The sequence below is a fragment of the Qipengyuania sp. NPDC077410 genome (assembly GCF_044543405.1).
Classification (GTDB): domain Bacteria; phylum Pseudomonadota; class Alphaproteobacteria; order Sphingomonadales; family Sphingomonadaceae; genus Qipengyuania; species Qipengyuania pacifica.
Map to the genome: position 1 here is coordinate 170741 of NZ_JBITWB010000001.1, position 13670 is coordinate 184410.

Below are 13670 nucleotides of genomic sequence, written 5' to 3' on the forward strand. Positions count from 1 at the left end.
GGTGGGGGTTAACTCTGGTCGCACTAGTAAAAACGGTCGCTTATCTAGGGTTGGAAGCGCGCAGCGTAGAGGTGCAATGCTCCGTCGCGCCGGGCTTGCCCAAGTTCAATATCGTCGGGCTGGCGGACAAGGCCGTCGGCGAAAGCAAGGAACGCGTTCGCGCCGCGCTGTCGAGCATGGGGCTTGCCTTGCCGCCCAAGCGAATCACCATCAATCTGTCCCCGGCCGACCTGCCGAAGGAAGGATCGCATTATGATCTTCCCATCGCACTGGCCCTGCTTGCCGCAATGGGGGTCACGGATGCGGAACAGTTGGGCGACTGGATCGCGGTAGGGGAACTGGCGCTCGACGCGCGAATCGTACCCTCGCCTGGCGTCCTGCTCGCGGCCATCCATGCAAGCGAGCAGGAAGTCGGACTTATCTGCCCCAGGGCTCAAGGGTCGGAAGCACGCTGGGCGAGCGAAGTCCCGGTATGCGCGGCCCCCGATCTCGCCAGTCTGCTCAATCATCTGAAGGGCACTCAGCGTCTGCCCGATCCGGAACCCGGCGTGGTCGAAAGCGAACCGGCCGGTAGCGATCTCAAGCAGGTCAAAGGGCAGGAAACTGCAAAGCGCGCGCTGGAAATCGCTGCGGCAGGCGGACACAATCTCCTGATGATCGGGCCTCCCGGCGCGGGCAAGAGCCTTCTGGCCAGCTGCCTTCCCGGCATTCTCCCTCCGCTTTCCCCGCCGGAAGCAATGGAGGTCAGCATGGTGCAGTCCGTGGCCGGAACGCTGGAAGAAGGGCGTATCAGCCGCTCCCGTCCGTTTCGTGCGCCGCACCATTCGGCGAGCATGGCAGCGCTCACTGGCGGAGGGTTGCGGGTCAAGCCAGGCGAGGTCAGCCTCGCGCATCTCGGCGTCCTGTTCCTCGATGAATTGCCGGAATTCCAGCGTGCCGTGCTCGATTCGCTGCGACAGCCGCTCGAGACAGGCAAGGTCGATGTTGCGCGCGCCAATGCGCACGTGTCCTTTCCCGCCAACGTCCAGCTCGTCGCGGCTATGAACCCATGTCGCTGCGGCCATCTGGGCGATGCCGCACTGGCCTGTAGCCGAGCGCCGCGGTGTGCCGCCGATTATCAAAGCAAGGTTTCCGGCCCCATGCTCGACAGGATCGATCTGCATGTCGAAGTCGATCCGGTCAGCGCCGCCGACCTTGCCCTTCCGCCCCCGGCAGAGGGGAGCGCACAAGTTGCCGCGCGCGTGTCACAGGCGCGAGAGCGGCAGACAGCGCGGCTCGATGCGACGAAGGCCCGGACCAATGCGGATCTCGAAGGGGACGCGCTGGAACGGTTTGCCACACCTGACGAGGCCGGGCGGCAACTACTTATGCAGGCGGCAACAGCCATGCGCCTGTCGGCACGCAGCTATACGCGCATGCTTCGCGTGGCGCGTACGATCGCCGATCTCGCCGGTGCAGAGGAAGTCGGCCGGATCCATGTTGCAGAGGCGCTCAGTTATCGCAGACAGGCGCCCAGAGCCTGATGGCTCTATGCCGCAGCGCCATGACGCGTGGCAATCAATCCTCGCTCATGTCGAGGTTGAGCCTGACCGTTTCGTGTTCGTAATCGCCTTCGAATTTCTTGAGGAAATCTTCGATCGGCATCTGCTGACCGCGATCGACCAGCGGGTTCGCCCGCGACATTTCGATCGCCTTCAATTCTTCCGGGGTCATGCGGACATGAATGTACGGCACCCATATTTCGCCGAATTCGGCCTGTTGATACCAGACATCGAGAATGTCGTAGGACGCCCATTGCCCGTTCGGCTCTTTCAGTCGGATGCCTTCGCCAATGCGCGGCACACACATCGCCTTGATACGATGCACGTCCTGGTGCGTTTCATTCTGAACTTCGATTTCGATCACAATGGCCCGTCCGCGCTGCAGGGTTGGATTCGCGAAATGCCATTTTGTGACGGCGACGTGTTGAGATCGTTTTAACGATGACGTCACGGTGGCACTGAGCGGTGATATTCACACGCCCCTATGCTTTTCTTGTAACTGCGCATCGTTTGGCCCATGCGGAAATACGTGGGGTAGGCATGAATTGTCGGCTTGCGCCGGCTAGAGGCACAGACGTCAGAACGCCGCAGTATCCGTGACAGAACGCACCACCCCGATCGATTCGCTGCGGCGACGCTATGACGAGCTACGTCCCGAGCTGCGCCAGCGGTTGCCCGCGCTGGCGCTGGCACTGGCGCTCGAAGCCCTGCTGGTTCTTATACTGCTTTCACTTGGATCGGTGAAAGAACAGGCAGGCCAGGTTCGCGACACGCTGGTTGCTTTCACGTCCGCCCCCGATGAGGCAGACCAGCCTGAAGAATCCCCGGCACCTTCTGCCGCCGCGCCGGACCCATCGCCGCAACAGCCCACTGCTGAACTGCCACCCCAAGACGAAACGACACCGCAGCCGCCCGTTTCGCAGCCGGTGCCAGCCCCCAGACCGATCCTGCGGAACGATTTCTCGCTCCAGGAAACGCCGAGACAGGCGCCGCCCGCTTCCCCGGCGCAGGGTCCGCCGGCACCGGCCTATGGCCCGCCAGACACTCCCGCTCCCGGGGACACGCCCCGCATCGCCGGCAGCGGGCCCAATGGCGAACCGCTATATGCCGCTCGCTGGTACAGGCGACCGTATGACGACGAACTGGCCGGTTATCTTTCTACTGCCCAGGGCCCCGGCTGGGGCCTGATCGACTGCAGGACCGCACCCGACTTCCGCGTGGAGGATTGCGTCATCGTCGGCGAATCGCCTCAGGGCTCGGGCATTGGACGCGCGGTCCAGGCGGCGGCATGGCAATTCAAGGTCCGCCCACCGCAAAAAGGCGGTCGCCCCATGGTGGGCGAATGGGTGCGAATAAGGATCGATTACGGAATCAGAGGCGCTGCAGCGCGATAGACCAGTGTGAGCAGGGGCACCTCGCCCGATTGTGCGGGTACATACTGCTCAAGCAGCGTTCTTGGTCTTCTGCCCGCCGGTAAATTGTACGACGTCGCCCCGATCGATCGGCTCGCCGCCCTCGGCTTTTGATCCATCCGCACGAATTCCGAGATTGTTCCGTTCGACGAGGTGAAGGTCTGCCGGGCCGAGAATGCGGCCATCGTGACTGAGGATCGACGTCGGCCCGATCGGCAGCCGGTCGCGTTCGTCGACGAGCACAGGATTTTCGACCACTTCTGCGCCGTATTTCTGCCCCCACTGGCGCAGAGCCACCATGGCCGGGAGCAGGTCCAGCCCTTTTTCGGTCAGGCGATATTCGATCTTGCGCTTGTCGTCGGCACAGGGGTCGCGCTTGAGAATGCCGTTTTCAACCAGCTTGGCGAGACGGTTGGACAGGATATTGCGGGCGATGCCCAGTTCAGTGAGAAATTCTTCGAAGTGGTGCAGCCCGTTGAAGCTCGCGCGAAGAATCATGAACGACCATCGTTCACCCATCGCCTCCAACGCCTGCGGCAGGCCACATTCGGTCAGTTCACGCAGCGGTTCGCGGATCTCGCCCATAATTTCAGTCCTTTTCCAGAAACCTGTCTAGCGCAAAAAACCATTTTGCCAAATTCTTCAAGTTTAGGTTGCATTACGAAACCTATATCGCTATCCGGTCTTTCAGGATAAGTTGCGAATTGCAACCTAGTTGCAACAACAGCAATCTCCGTTGAAAAATTTGCAATTAGAAAGGGACTTCTCATGACCACTCTCTCACGATCAACCAATATCGGCGCGCTTGCGGCCGCATTTGCTTACACCACGCTCATCTTCGGTGCCGCCATCGCCCCGTCCAGCGCGGAAGCAAAATCCGGTTCCATGTTCTACACCGTCGAACTGGCACAGCCGGTGACCAAGACATCGACCACTATCGCCGGCGGCGTGGCCTGGGCTTGCAAGGGCACCACCTGTGTCGCGCAGAAAAGCAACTCGCGCCCGCTCCGCGTCTGCCGCGAACTGCAGCGCGAACATGGCCAGATCACATCCTTCACTGCCAAGGATGAAGCGCTGGATGCCGACAATCTTGCCAAGTGCAACGCCTGATCCAGTCGATCCCCACCCCTCTCCATCGGGTGGCAACTCAGGACCCCGGCTCAGGCCGGGGTCTTTTTCATATCAGCCCCCGCCTCTCGAGATCTGCCTCCAGTCGAGGCGCGTCGACGAAATGATGCACCTGCCAGCCGCAGTTCGCCGCACCTTCGATATTGGCGTGATTGTCGTCGATGAAGAGCATCGCCTCTGCCGGATAGCCGAAACGCGTCTCGGCAAGATCGAAGATTGCCGCGTCGGGCTTGGCCAGCTTTTCCGTACCCGACACCACGATATCGCGAAACGTATCGAATATGGGTGCCGTGGGCCTGAAGCCCGCCCAGAATTCATGTCCGAAATTGGTGATCGCGAATAGCGGCACACCGCGTCTGTCGAGCCGATCCACCAGCGCATGGCTGCCGGGCACCGGCCCGGGAATGGTTTCGTTGAAACGTGCGGCATAAGCACGGATTTCCGGTTCGAAATCGGGGAACTGCGCGATCCGTTCCGGCACCATTTCCGACAGAGGTTTGCCCCGATCGTGCTGGAAATGCCATTCCTCGGTCACGACGTCATCGAGCAGTGTCTGTAAACGCACCGGATCGTCGACGATCTTCTCGAACAGCTGGGCGAGACGCCATTGATAGAGCACTCGCCCCACATCGAACACGACCGCTTCGACCTGCATCACGCCGCCTCAAACACGAACGGCCCGCACTCCTCGTCGGAGCCGGGCCGGTCGAACAACGCATCCGCCCTTATCGGGCGGAGCCGCAATTAGCCCTGGCGGGCCTTGAAACGGCGGTTGGTCTTATTGATAACATAGGTGCGCCCACGGCGGCGGATCACGCGGCAATCGCGATGACGGCTCTTGAGCGACTTGAGGCTGTTGCGGATCTTCATGATGTCTCTCGTGAAATAAATGCGCGCCGGAGATGGTGCTCCGACGCGCCGAAATCAAGCAGCCCGTTAACCGGCCCCAGGGATTCGGTCAACCTCTTTCCGGCTTCGCCGCAGGACCGGGTCGACTTACTTACCTGCCCCGCGTCCCCTCGCAATCATCGGTCCCAGCGGCTCGCCGCCGAAGATATGGACATGCAGATGCGGGACCTCCTGGCCCCCGTGCGCGCCGATATTCGCCATCATGCGATAGCCGGGCTCGACCAGCCCGAGATCGCGGGCGACCTTGCCGACAGCGCGGACGAAACCGGCGATCTCGTCCGGCTCCGCCTTCGCGCTGAAATCGTCCCAGCTGACATATCGCCCCTTGGGAATGACCAGCACATGGACCTGCGCCTGCGCATTGATATCTTCGAAGGCGTAAGCCCATTCATCGTCGTAGACCTTGTTCGACGGTATCTCGCCCCGCAAGATCTTGGCGAAGATATTGTCGTCGTCATACGGCTGGGTCGGATCGATCGGCATTACGCGCTCCTGCTGGCTTTTTCCTCAATACCCGAAACGCCCTCGCGCCGGTCGAGTTCGGCCAGAACATCGGCAAGCGGAACGTCGCGCGCATTCAGGGCGACAATCAGATGGAAGAGAATATCGGCTGCTTCGCCGACCAGTTCCTCATCGCTTCCCGAAAGGACTGCAATCGCGGCTTCCACGCCTTCCTCGCCCAGCTTGCGGGCGATCTGCGGCAGGCCCTTGGCATGGAGGCTCGCCACATAGCTCTGTGACGGATCGGCCGTACGTCGCTGCGCGATCGTCTGTTCAAGGCGGGATAACGTTTCCATGGCCCGCGCTATGCACGGACCGCCCTTACAGCGTCAATCCGGGTTGCGTCCCAGCAGGAAACGTCCGACCACTACACCGGCCAGCCCGATCAGAACCAGCACCATGGCACTGGGTTCGACCATTTGCATGTGCATGGCAGTGGAGCCTCCGATATTCGCAATATGCGCAGCAAGCGAGACGAACTGGAGGGTCATGGGGCGCCCTTACCACCTTCTTTGCCTGGCGCCTGCAATCAAGTCGCGTCGTCCCGCCACGGGACGAAACCCTTAACCGCGCGCTGGCAACCCAGCCGCGCGCAAGGCAGCATGCGCTTCTGCGATGGTATGTTCCCCGAAATGAAAGATCGAGGCGGCGAGAACGGCACTGGCGTGGCCGCGCGTCACGCCTTCCACCAGATGCTCTAGCGTGCCGACGCCTCCGCTGGCGATCACCGGCACGGAAACCGAATCCGCGATCGCCCTTGTCAGTTCGACATCGTATCCCTGCTTGGTGCCGTCGCCGTCCATCGATGTGACGAGCAATTCCCCCGCGCCCAGTTCCGCCAGCCTGACCGCGTGTTCGATGGCATCGATACCGGTCGGCTTGCGTCCGCCATGGGTGAATATCTCCCAGCCGCGCACCGAACCGCTTGTTGCGGCGCGGGCATCGACACTGGCAACCACGCACTGGCTACCGAACTTTTCGGCAATCTCCCGCACCAGCTCAGGGCGGGATACGGCAGCCGAATTGACGGCGACCTTGTCGGCACCAGCCAGCAGCAATGCGCGGGCATCCTCGACGCTGCGCACGCCGCCTCCGACGGTCAGCGGCATGAAACAGACCTCCGCCGTGCGACGTACCATGTCGAGCAGCGTGCCGCGCCCTTCATGACTGGCCGAAATATCGAGAAAACAAAGTTCGTCGGCGCCTGCCCGGTCATAGGCCTGGGCCTGTTCTACCGGATCGCCCGCATCCTTGAGATCGACGAAATTGACGCCCTTCACCACGCGCCCGTCGCGCACATCGAGGCAGGGGATGACGCGAACCCTCACGGTCATGGCAAAACCCTCACCCTCATTGCCTTGCCGCCATGGCGAGCGCTGCCGCAAGGTCCAGGCGCCCGTCATAGAGCGCCCGGCCGGTGATGACGCCTTCGATGCCTTCATTGGCGTAGAGCGAAAGGACATGGATGTCGTCGAGCCCCTTCACGCCGCCGCTGGCGATGACCGGGATATCGACGCGCCTCGCGAGATCGACGGTCGCGTCGATGTTCACGCCCTTAAGCAGGCCATCGCGCCCGATGTCGGTGAACAACAGGCTGGCAACGCCCGCGTCTTCGAACCGGCGCGCCATGTCGACAATCGACACATCGGAAACTTCGGCCCAGCCATCGGTCGCGACCATGCCGTCGCGCGCATCGACCGCTACGACTATCCCACCTTCATACTCGCGGGCCATGTCCTTGACGAATTGCGGATCTTTCAGCGCCGCGGTCCCGATCACGATGCGCGCAACGCCCGCCTCGAACCAGCCTTCGACATCGGCTGGCGTGCGAATGCCGCCGCCCAATTGCACATAACCCGGAAAAGCCGCGACGATCGCCTCCACCGCTTCGCGGTTCTGCGCCGAACCCGCGAACGAGCCGTCCAGATCGACGACATGCAGATGGCCTGCCCCGGCCGCGTCGAAAAGCCTGGCCTGCGCGGCCGGATCATCGCCATAGACTGTCGCGCGGTCCATATCGCCTTCGGCAAGGCGGACGACTTCGCCGCCCTTCAGGTCGATTGCAGGGAAAACGATCACGGCTTCCACTCCAGAAACTTGCTTAGCAGGTCCAGCCCGTAGGCCTGGCTCTTTTCGGGATGGAACTGCACGCCGACCACATTGTCGCGGCCCACTGCCGCCACCAGCCCGCCGCCATGATCGCTCATCGCCAGCACATCTTCGCGGTAACGCGCCTTGAAGTGGTAGGAATGCAGGAAATAGGCTTCGCCTTCGGCGACGACTTCGTGCCTTCGTGCATGCGGCAGGGGTGCCACATCGTTCCAGCCCATATGCGGCACCTTTACGCTGGTATCGATCGGCTCGATCAGGCGAACGGTCCCGTCGATCCAGCCGAGACCCGGTGTCTCGCCGTGTTCCAGCCCCCGCGCGGCGAGCAACTGCATGCCGACGCAAATGCCCAGGAAGGGCGCCCCGCCGACGAAGACACGTTCGTGCATCGCCTCGATCACGCCCTGTTCGGCCCGCAGTCCTTCGGCGCAGGCCCGGAACGACCCGACGCCCGGCAGAACGATCCGGTCTGCTGCGCGCAGCACGTCCGGGTCGGCGGTGACCTTTACCTTCGCGCCGACCTTGCGGAGCGCGTTCTCGACCGAGTGCAGATTGCCCGCGCCGTAATCAACGAGGGCGACTATCTCAGCCACCTAGCTGCCCTTTCGTGCTCGGGATCGTGCCGCCCTTGCGCGGATCGACCTCGACCGCAGCCCGCATAGCACGGGCAAAGCCCTTGTAGATCGCCTCGCAGATATGGTGGTTGTTGGTACCGTATAGCAGTTCGACATGCAGTGTCAGGCCGCAGGTCTGCGCGACCGAATGGAACCAGTGTTCGATCAGCTCGGTGTCCCACTCGCCAAGCTTTTCCTGGCTGAAGCCTGCGCGCCACACGAGATACGGTCGCCCGGAAATGTCGAGCGCTACCCGGGCCAGCGTTTCGTCCATGGGCGAATAGGCACTGCCATAACGCGCGATACCGCCTTTATCGCCCAGAGCGGCGGACAGTGCCTGGCCGAGCGCCAATGCGCTGTCCTCGGTCGTATGATGCTGATCGACATGCAGATCGCCTTCGACCTTCAGCGTCACGTCGATCAGCGAATGTTTCGCAAATTGTTCGACCATGTGGTCGAGGAAACCGATGCCCGTTGCAACGTCATAGCTTCCTGTGCCGTCGAGATTGACGTCCACAAGAATATTGGTTTCCGCAGTGTTACGCTCGATACGGCCTGTACGCATGGCAGCCGCGCTAGAGCGGTGGCGGGCGGGGCGCAAGAAATTGCGCATATCGGCAGGGTAAAGGCGCGCTTAAAGCGCTTGACCCATGACGCGCCTCGCTCCACCTAGCAGCGCATGAGCGAAGAGACGCCCGACAGCCTGATCCCTTACGATTCCATCGTCCAGGAAGCCTTGCGCGCCGTCGTCGGGCGCGTGCTGAGTGAAATCGAAGATGGCGGCGGCGAACTTCCCGGCGCCCATCATTTTTACATCACCTTCAAGACACACGCTCCGGGCGTATCCATCCCGGCCAGCCTGCGCGAACGGTTCCCTGACGAAATGACGATCGTGCTCCAGAACAAATTCTGGAACCTCAATGTCCGGGAAGACGGTTTTGCCGTCGGCCTCTCGTTCAATCAGGTGCCGGCAGAACTGGACATTCCTTACGCGGCTATCACGCAGTTCGTCGATCCTGCCGTGGATTTCGGGCTCCAGTTTCAGGCCACTGTCAACGACATGGCTCCCGCTCCAACCGAACACCCCGACAATGACGGTACGGAACAGGCCGCAGAGGAAGGCGTTAAGGGAGCAGACGACGGTTCGAATGTCGTCACGGTCGATTTCGGCCGCAAGAAGTAGGCGCCGGGCCTTCCCGGCAAGCGGGGCAGGACATGGCGAAACGCCGGAAAAACAGGCAGGACAAACCAGATCACATCACCGACATGGTCGGTGAACCCATCAGTGCACCCGATCGCGCCGCGAGGCATCGGCACGTGGTTGCCGGGCCCAGCACGAACCCCGCCACCAATCTCATCATTCATGACATTGCGCTGCGCAGTGCCGGGCGCCTGTCGCGGATGGCGGTTGAGAAAGCCGTCCTTGGCAAACAGTACGGCACGAAGTTTGCCAAGGAAGCGGTCGAAAACCGCTCCATGTTGCAAACGCTGGCTGCTTACGGCGTGACCAAAGTCGCTACCCGTTCTGTTCCGGGGGCCCTGGTGGTGGGCACCGGCCTTGCCCTGAAAGTGCTGTTCGATCGCAGTCAGTCGAAGCGCAAGGCCCGCAGAGAAGGCGACCGGTCCCTGCGCAGGCAGGCCGGGCGCGACGACAAGAACTGAAACTTATCCGTCGGCAGGACTTGATTCGCCTGCGCCTGATGCGCCAACAGCGCGCATGACCGATTCCACGATTTCGCATGACAAACTGGCCCGGCGGGGCCTGCTCTTCATCCTTTCATCGCCCAGCGGTGCAGGCAAGACGACGATCAGCCGTATGCTGCTGGGCGCCGACGAAGAGATCAAACTGTCGGTCAGCGCGACTACGCGCCCTCCTCGTCCGGGCGAAATCGACGGGGTGCATTATTATTTCGTCGATGACGCCGAATTCGATCGCATGGTCGAAGAAGACGATTTCTACGAATGGGCGCCCGTGTTCGGCCATCGCTACGGGACGCCCAAGGGGCGGATCCGCGGCGCGCTCAAGGAAGGCCAGGACTTTCTGTTCGACATCGACTGGCAGGGCACGCAGCAGCTCTACCAGAAGGATCAGCAGGACGTCGTCCGCGTGTTCATCCTCCCGCCAAGCATCGCCGAACTGGAACGGCGGCTGCGTAGCCGGGGTACCGATGCCGATGATGTGATCGCCGCCCGCATGGAACGTGCGCGCGCGGAAATCAGCCACTGGGATGCTTACGACTACGTCGTCATCAATGAAAATGTGAACGCGTGTTTTGCGAAAGTGCGCGAAATTCTCGATGCCGAACGCATGAAGCGCCAGCGCCAGACCGGGCTGATCCCCTTCGTTCGCGAACTCATGAACTAGCGGACGGGCGGGCTGGTCGCCCTGCCCGTCCTTTTATGCATCAGCTGCCGATCAGCGATCCGATGTACTTGCGCACATCGTCCTCGTCTTCCTCGCCTTCATCGTCCACCTTGACGACATAGAAGACGACGAACACTTCCTCGCGCGAAGGTCCGGCGAGCGATCCGACGAAATTGCCGGCGAAGCCATTGGCCTCGTCCTCGATCAGCCCATTGAAGAATCCGTTGGTACCCACGTTCCCGGAAATGGGGAGAACGGCCCGCACGACGTTATTGCCATTGACGGTTTCCAGAATACGGATCGTGCCGTTGATCTTGATGTTGTTCCCGTCAGGACCGACGACCAGCGTGGTTTCGGGCGACGTGATGACGCCGGACGGCGTAACGCCTGCCTCGCCGCCGGTGGCTTGCGGCGTACCTGTATAGGAAAGGTTCGCCGTGATAGTGGTATCCGTCGTGACCGGATTGAAAAACAGCGCATAGCGGAAGCTGCGCAGCGTGCCGGGCACCGTGTCGCGGATGAATGACTGCGACTTTTCATAGGCCACGCGCAGAACGTGCTCGAACGGCAGCTCCATCTGGAGCCCATCTGTGGTTCCCTTGCGATACGTCCTGATCGTGGGGGCCGAGTTCAGCAGGTTTGCTGCCGTGAAACTTTCCAGCTCGAGCGTGTCGGGCCAGGTGTATTCGACGTTCTCCGGCGCGACCTCATATGTGATCGTGCTCTGGCCGTTGCGGCGCGAACCGTCGCTCCACACTTCGGTGCCGCCTTCCGGCGCGAAATAGGCGAAGGCATAGGCCGAGTTGGTGATGCTCGACGTGAAATCGGTCGAGAAATCGAAATCGACTTCGGTCGGCGTCGGCGTGGGGCTCGGCGAGGGCCCGGGCGTCGGGCTTTCGGTGGGCGTCGGGGTCGGCGAATCGTCACCGCCGCATGCGGTTACGAGAACGCAGCAAAGTGCTGCACTGATGGCACGGACAGAAACACTACGCACTTTATCGACCCCTCACCGCTGGCGAATGCCGGCTGACTGCTTGAAAAATATTCGCGCCAGTTAGCTTGGCAGCAACGCCACCCGCAAGGAAATTCCGCCCTCCTTCAACGGGTAGTGGCGCTTATCGGATCAACGGTTCGAACCCTTATCCCGGATCGGCAAAGTGCGTCGGAAGGAGAGCATTCACGATGCCGCCATCGACCGTCAGCGTCTCGCCGATGGTATAGTCCCCGGCCCGGCTGGCGAGGTATACGGCGGTGCCGCCCATATCCAGCTTGTCGCCCACGCGCTTGCTCGGGATGCCGGCGGCCGATTTCTCCTCATGGTCGCGCGCTGCACGGTTCATGCTGGAGGGGAAGGCGCCGGGAGCGAGGCTGGTGACGTAGATATGGTCCTTCACCAGCCGTGCCGCCATCCGGCGGGTCAGGTGAATCAGCGCGGCTTTCGAGGCCTGATAGCTGTAGGTTTCCCAAGGATTGACCCGCTGCCCGTCGATCGAGGTGATGTTGATCACCTTGCCCGGCTTGTCCGCACTGGCGGCGGCGGTCAGCAGCGTGTGCAGTTTCTGGGTCAGGAAGAACGGCGTCTTCACATTGAGGTCCATGACCTTGTCCCAGCCCGCTTCCGGGAATTCGAGATAGTCGACGCCCCAGGCCGCCCCGGCATTGTTGACGAGGATATCGAGCTTGCTCTCGCGGCTCGACAGCTCTTCCACCAGCGCCTCGATGCCCGAGATCGTCGACAGATCGCCCTGGATGCCGATCACCCTGTCGCCCAGCTCGGCGCAAGTTTCCTCGATCTCGTCGATCTTGCGCGCGCTGATGTAAACGCGCTCGATCCCGGCGGCGAGGAAGCCTTCGACGATCATCTTGCCGATGCCGCGGCTCCCGCCCGTGACGAGCGCAACGCGCCCCTTGAGGCTGAACAGGTCTTCAAGCGTCATCATGTCTCTCCCGCTCAATAACCGCTCAGCTCGGCAACGCGGCCGGCGTGGTAATACTGGTCGCCCAGAAATTCCTGCAGCGCCCGGTCGCGCTTCATGTAGAGACCGATGTCGTATTCGTCGGTCATGCCGATGCCGCCATGCATCTGCACGCCTTCGCGCACGGCCAGTCCCGCCACCTTGGCCACCTTGGCCTTGGCGACCGATGCCATCAGATCGGCCTTTTCGCTGGCGCCGTCGACAAGCTGGGCTGCCTTGATCGTGACCGCGCGGGCGATCTCGACTTCGGAATAGAGATGCGCGGCGCGGTGCTGCAGCGCCTGGAATTCGCCGATCACCTTGCCGAACTGCTTGCGCTGGCGCAGGTAATCCATCGTCATGTCCATCGCGCCGCGGGCAACGCCCACGCCTTCCGCTGCCGAACCGACGCGGCCCGCCATCAGCATGGCGTTGAGGACTTCGCGCCCGCCATCGACTTCGCCGATCACGGAATCGCCGTCCAGCTCCACGCCGTCGAAAGTGATGTGGCTGGCCATCGAACTGTCGACCAGGCGCACGCTGTCGTGGCTCATGCCCGCGGCATCCTGCGGCACGGCGAACAGGGTCACGCCGTCATCGTCGCTGTCACTGCCCGAAGTCCGGGCAGCCACCACGATCATCTCGCTGCTGGCGCCATAGACCACGAAATCCTTCTTGCCCGACAGGCGAAAGCCGTTGCCCGATTTCTCGGCCTTGCAGGCGATCGTTTCGGGACGGTGCTTGGGCCCTTCGTCGATGGCGACGGCATAGACCTTGTCTCCCGAAATCAGGTCCGGAAGCCAGCGGCCCTTCACATCGTTGCTGCCATGCTTGAGCGCAGTCGCAGCCAGCACGGAAGAAGACAGGAAGGGCGACGGCGTCAGATTGCGCCCGATTTCCTCGAGCACGATGTTCGCTTCCACCTGGCCCATGCCGAGCCCACCGTCGTCTTCGCTCACCAGCATGCCGGTGAAGCCCATCTCGCCAAACTGCTTCCACAGGGCATGGCCGAAACCGTCCTTGCAGTTGCGGTCGCGCCAGTGGCGCAGCTGGTTCTTGATCGACCCTTCTTCCGCCATGAACTGGTTGGCGGTTTCGGCCAGCATCGTCTGGTCGTCGTCGTAATACAGAGGCAT

General features: G+C 62.0%; 20 protein-coding genes. 6 read left to right on the plus strand and 14 right to left on the minus strand.

Going from position 1 to position 13670, the window contains the following annotated elements; genetic code table 11:
• The first annotated feature begins 14 nt into the window (after positions 1–14).
• Positions 15–1523, plus strand: a complete 1509-nt coding sequence (locus ACIGGE_RS00820; RefSeq protein WP_397489909.1) for a YifB family Mg chelatase-like AAA ATPase — start codon at positions 15–17, stop codon at positions 1521–1523.
• A 34-nt stretch (positions 1524–1557) separates the two neighbouring features.
• Here ACIGGE_RS00820 and ACIGGE_RS00825 read toward each other — a convergent pair whose 3' ends face one another.
• On the minus strand, positions 1558–1905 hold the full coding sequence (locus ACIGGE_RS00825) for a hypothetical protein (protein WP_199797711.1): 348 nt from the start codon (positions 1903–1905) through the stop codon (positions 1558–1560).
• Positions 1906–2137: 232 nt separating this feature from the next.
• Here ACIGGE_RS00825 and ACIGGE_RS00830 point away from each other — a divergent pair, with 232 nt between their 5' ends.
• Complete coding sequence (locus tag ACIGGE_RS00830) at positions 2138–2935, plus strand: hypothetical protein (RefSeq protein WP_397489130.1); 798 nt, start codon at positions 2138–2140, stop codon at positions 2933–2935.
• A 48-nt stretch (positions 2936–2983) separates the two neighbouring features.
• Here ACIGGE_RS00830 and ACIGGE_RS00835 read toward each other — a convergent pair whose 3' ends face one another.
• Positions 2984–3538, minus strand: coding sequence for a helix-turn-helix domain-containing protein (locus ACIGGE_RS00835; protein ID WP_221596192.1), 555 nt, complete (start codon positions 3536–3538; stop codon positions 2984–2986).
• A 183-nt stretch (positions 3539–3721) separates the two neighbouring features.
• Here ACIGGE_RS00835 and ACIGGE_RS00840 point away from each other — a divergent pair, with 183 nt between their 5' ends.
• The gene (locus tag ACIGGE_RS00840; protein WP_301642179.1) at positions 3722–4063 is read left to right on the plus strand and encodes a CC_3452 family protein; all 342 of its coding nucleotides are present in this window, start codon (positions 3722–3724) and stop codon (positions 4061–4063) included.
• Positions 4064–4130: 67 nt separating this feature from the next.
• Here ACIGGE_RS00840 and ACIGGE_RS00845 read toward each other — a convergent pair whose 3' ends face one another.
• The 9 genes from ACIGGE_RS00845 to hisB form a co-directional block, all read right to left on the minus strand.
• A complete protein-coding gene (locus ACIGGE_RS00845) occupies positions 4131–4736 on the minus strand; it encodes an HAD family hydrolase (RefSeq protein ID WP_196846903.1) in 606 nt (201 codons plus the stop codon).
• Positions 4737–4825: 89 nt separating this feature from the next.
• On the minus strand, positions 4826–4951 hold the full coding sequence (gene ykgO, locus ACIGGE_RS00850) for a type B 50S ribosomal protein L36 (RefSeq protein ID WP_006833921.1): 126 nt from the start codon (positions 4949–4951) through the stop codon (positions 4826–4828).
• 126 nt (positions 4952–5077) lie between these two features.
• The gene (locus tag ACIGGE_RS00855) at positions 5078–5473 is read right to left on the minus strand and encodes a histidine triad nucleotide-binding protein (RefSeq protein WP_397489131.1); all 396 of its coding nucleotides are present in this window, start codon (positions 5471–5473) and stop codon (positions 5078–5080) included.
• Positions 5473–5787: a phosphoribosyl-ATP diphosphatase gene (locus ACIGGE_RS00860; protein ID WP_397489132.1), complete on the minus strand. Its 315-nt coding sequence runs from the start codon at positions 5785–5787 to the stop codon at positions 5473–5475. The genes ACIGGE_RS00855 and ACIGGE_RS00860 overlap by 1 nt, the downstream gene beginning before the upstream one ends.
• A gap of 33 nt (positions 5788–5820) precedes the next feature.
• Positions 5821–5982: a hypothetical protein gene (locus tag ACIGGE_RS00865; RefSeq protein WP_196846906.1), complete on the minus strand. Its 162-nt coding sequence runs from the start codon at positions 5980–5982 to the stop codon at positions 5821–5823.
• A gap of 72 nt (positions 5983–6054) precedes the next feature.
• Positions 6055–6825 (minus strand): imidazole glycerol phosphate synthase subunit HisF, encoded by a 771-nt coding sequence (gene hisF, locus ACIGGE_RS00870; RefSeq protein ID WP_103022325.1) that lies wholly within the window; start codon positions 6823–6825, stop codon positions 6055–6057.
• 16 nt (positions 6826–6841) lie between these two features.
• Positions 6842–7570, minus strand: a complete 729-nt coding sequence (gene hisA / locus ACIGGE_RS00875; protein ID WP_196846907.1) for a 1-(5-phosphoribosyl)-5-[(5-phosphoribosylamino)methylideneamino]imidazole-4-carboxamide isomerase — start codon at positions 7568–7570, stop codon at positions 6842–6844.
• The gene (gene hisH / locus ACIGGE_RS00880) at positions 7567–8193 is read right to left on the minus strand and encodes an imidazole glycerol phosphate synthase subunit HisH (protein ID WP_196846908.1); all 627 of its coding nucleotides are present in this window, start codon (positions 8191–8193) and stop codon (positions 7567–7569) included. The genes hisA and hisH overlap by 4 nt, the downstream gene beginning before the upstream one ends.
• Positions 8186–8779, minus strand: a complete 594-nt coding sequence (hisB, locus tag ACIGGE_RS00885; protein WP_103022688.1) for an imidazoleglycerol-phosphate dehydratase HisB — start codon at positions 8777–8779, stop codon at positions 8186–8188. The genes hisH and hisB overlap by 8 nt, the downstream gene beginning before the upstream one ends.
• Before the next feature lie 114 nt (positions 8780–8893).
• Between hisB and ACIGGE_RS00890 the strand changes: the two genes are divergently transcribed.
• The 3 genes from ACIGGE_RS00890 to gmk are packed head-to-tail and all read left to right on the plus strand — an operon-like array spanning position 8894 to position 10579.
• A complete protein-coding gene (locus ACIGGE_RS00890) occupies positions 8894–9397 on the plus strand; it encodes an SspB family protein (protein ID WP_103022323.1) in 504 nt (167 codons plus the stop codon).
• A gap of 32 nt (positions 9398–9429) precedes the next feature.
• Positions 9430–9876, plus strand: coding sequence for a hypothetical protein (locus ACIGGE_RS00895; protein ID WP_103022322.1), 447 nt, complete (start codon positions 9430–9432; stop codon positions 9874–9876).
• Positions 9877–9931: 55 nt separating this feature from the next.
• Positions 9932–10579, plus strand: a complete 648-nt coding sequence (gmk, locus tag ACIGGE_RS00900) for a guanylate kinase (RefSeq protein WP_103022321.1) — start codon at positions 9932–9934, stop codon at positions 10577–10579.
• Positions 10580–10619: 40 nt separating this feature from the next.
• Here the strand turns inward: gmk and ACIGGE_RS00905 are convergent, their stop codons facing one another.
• The 3 genes from ACIGGE_RS00905 to ACIGGE_RS00915 all read right to left on the minus strand — a co-directional run bounded on the left by ACIGGE_RS00905 (position 10620) and on the right by ACIGGE_RS00915 (position 13670).
• Positions 10620–11573 (minus strand): hypothetical protein, encoded by a 954-nt coding sequence (locus ACIGGE_RS00905; RefSeq protein ID WP_397489133.1) that lies wholly within the window; start codon positions 11571–11573, stop codon positions 10620–10622.
• Between the two features lie 145 nt (positions 11574–11718).
• The gene (locus tag ACIGGE_RS00910) at positions 11719–12516 is read right to left on the minus strand and encodes an SDR family oxidoreductase (protein WP_196847947.1); all 798 of its coding nucleotides are present in this window, start codon (positions 12514–12516) and stop codon (positions 11719–11721) included.
• A gap of 14 nt (positions 12517–12530) precedes the next feature.
• Positions 12531–13670, minus strand: a complete 1140-nt coding sequence (locus tag ACIGGE_RS00915; protein ID WP_397489134.1) for an acyl-CoA dehydrogenase family protein — start codon at positions 13668–13670, stop codon at positions 12531–12533.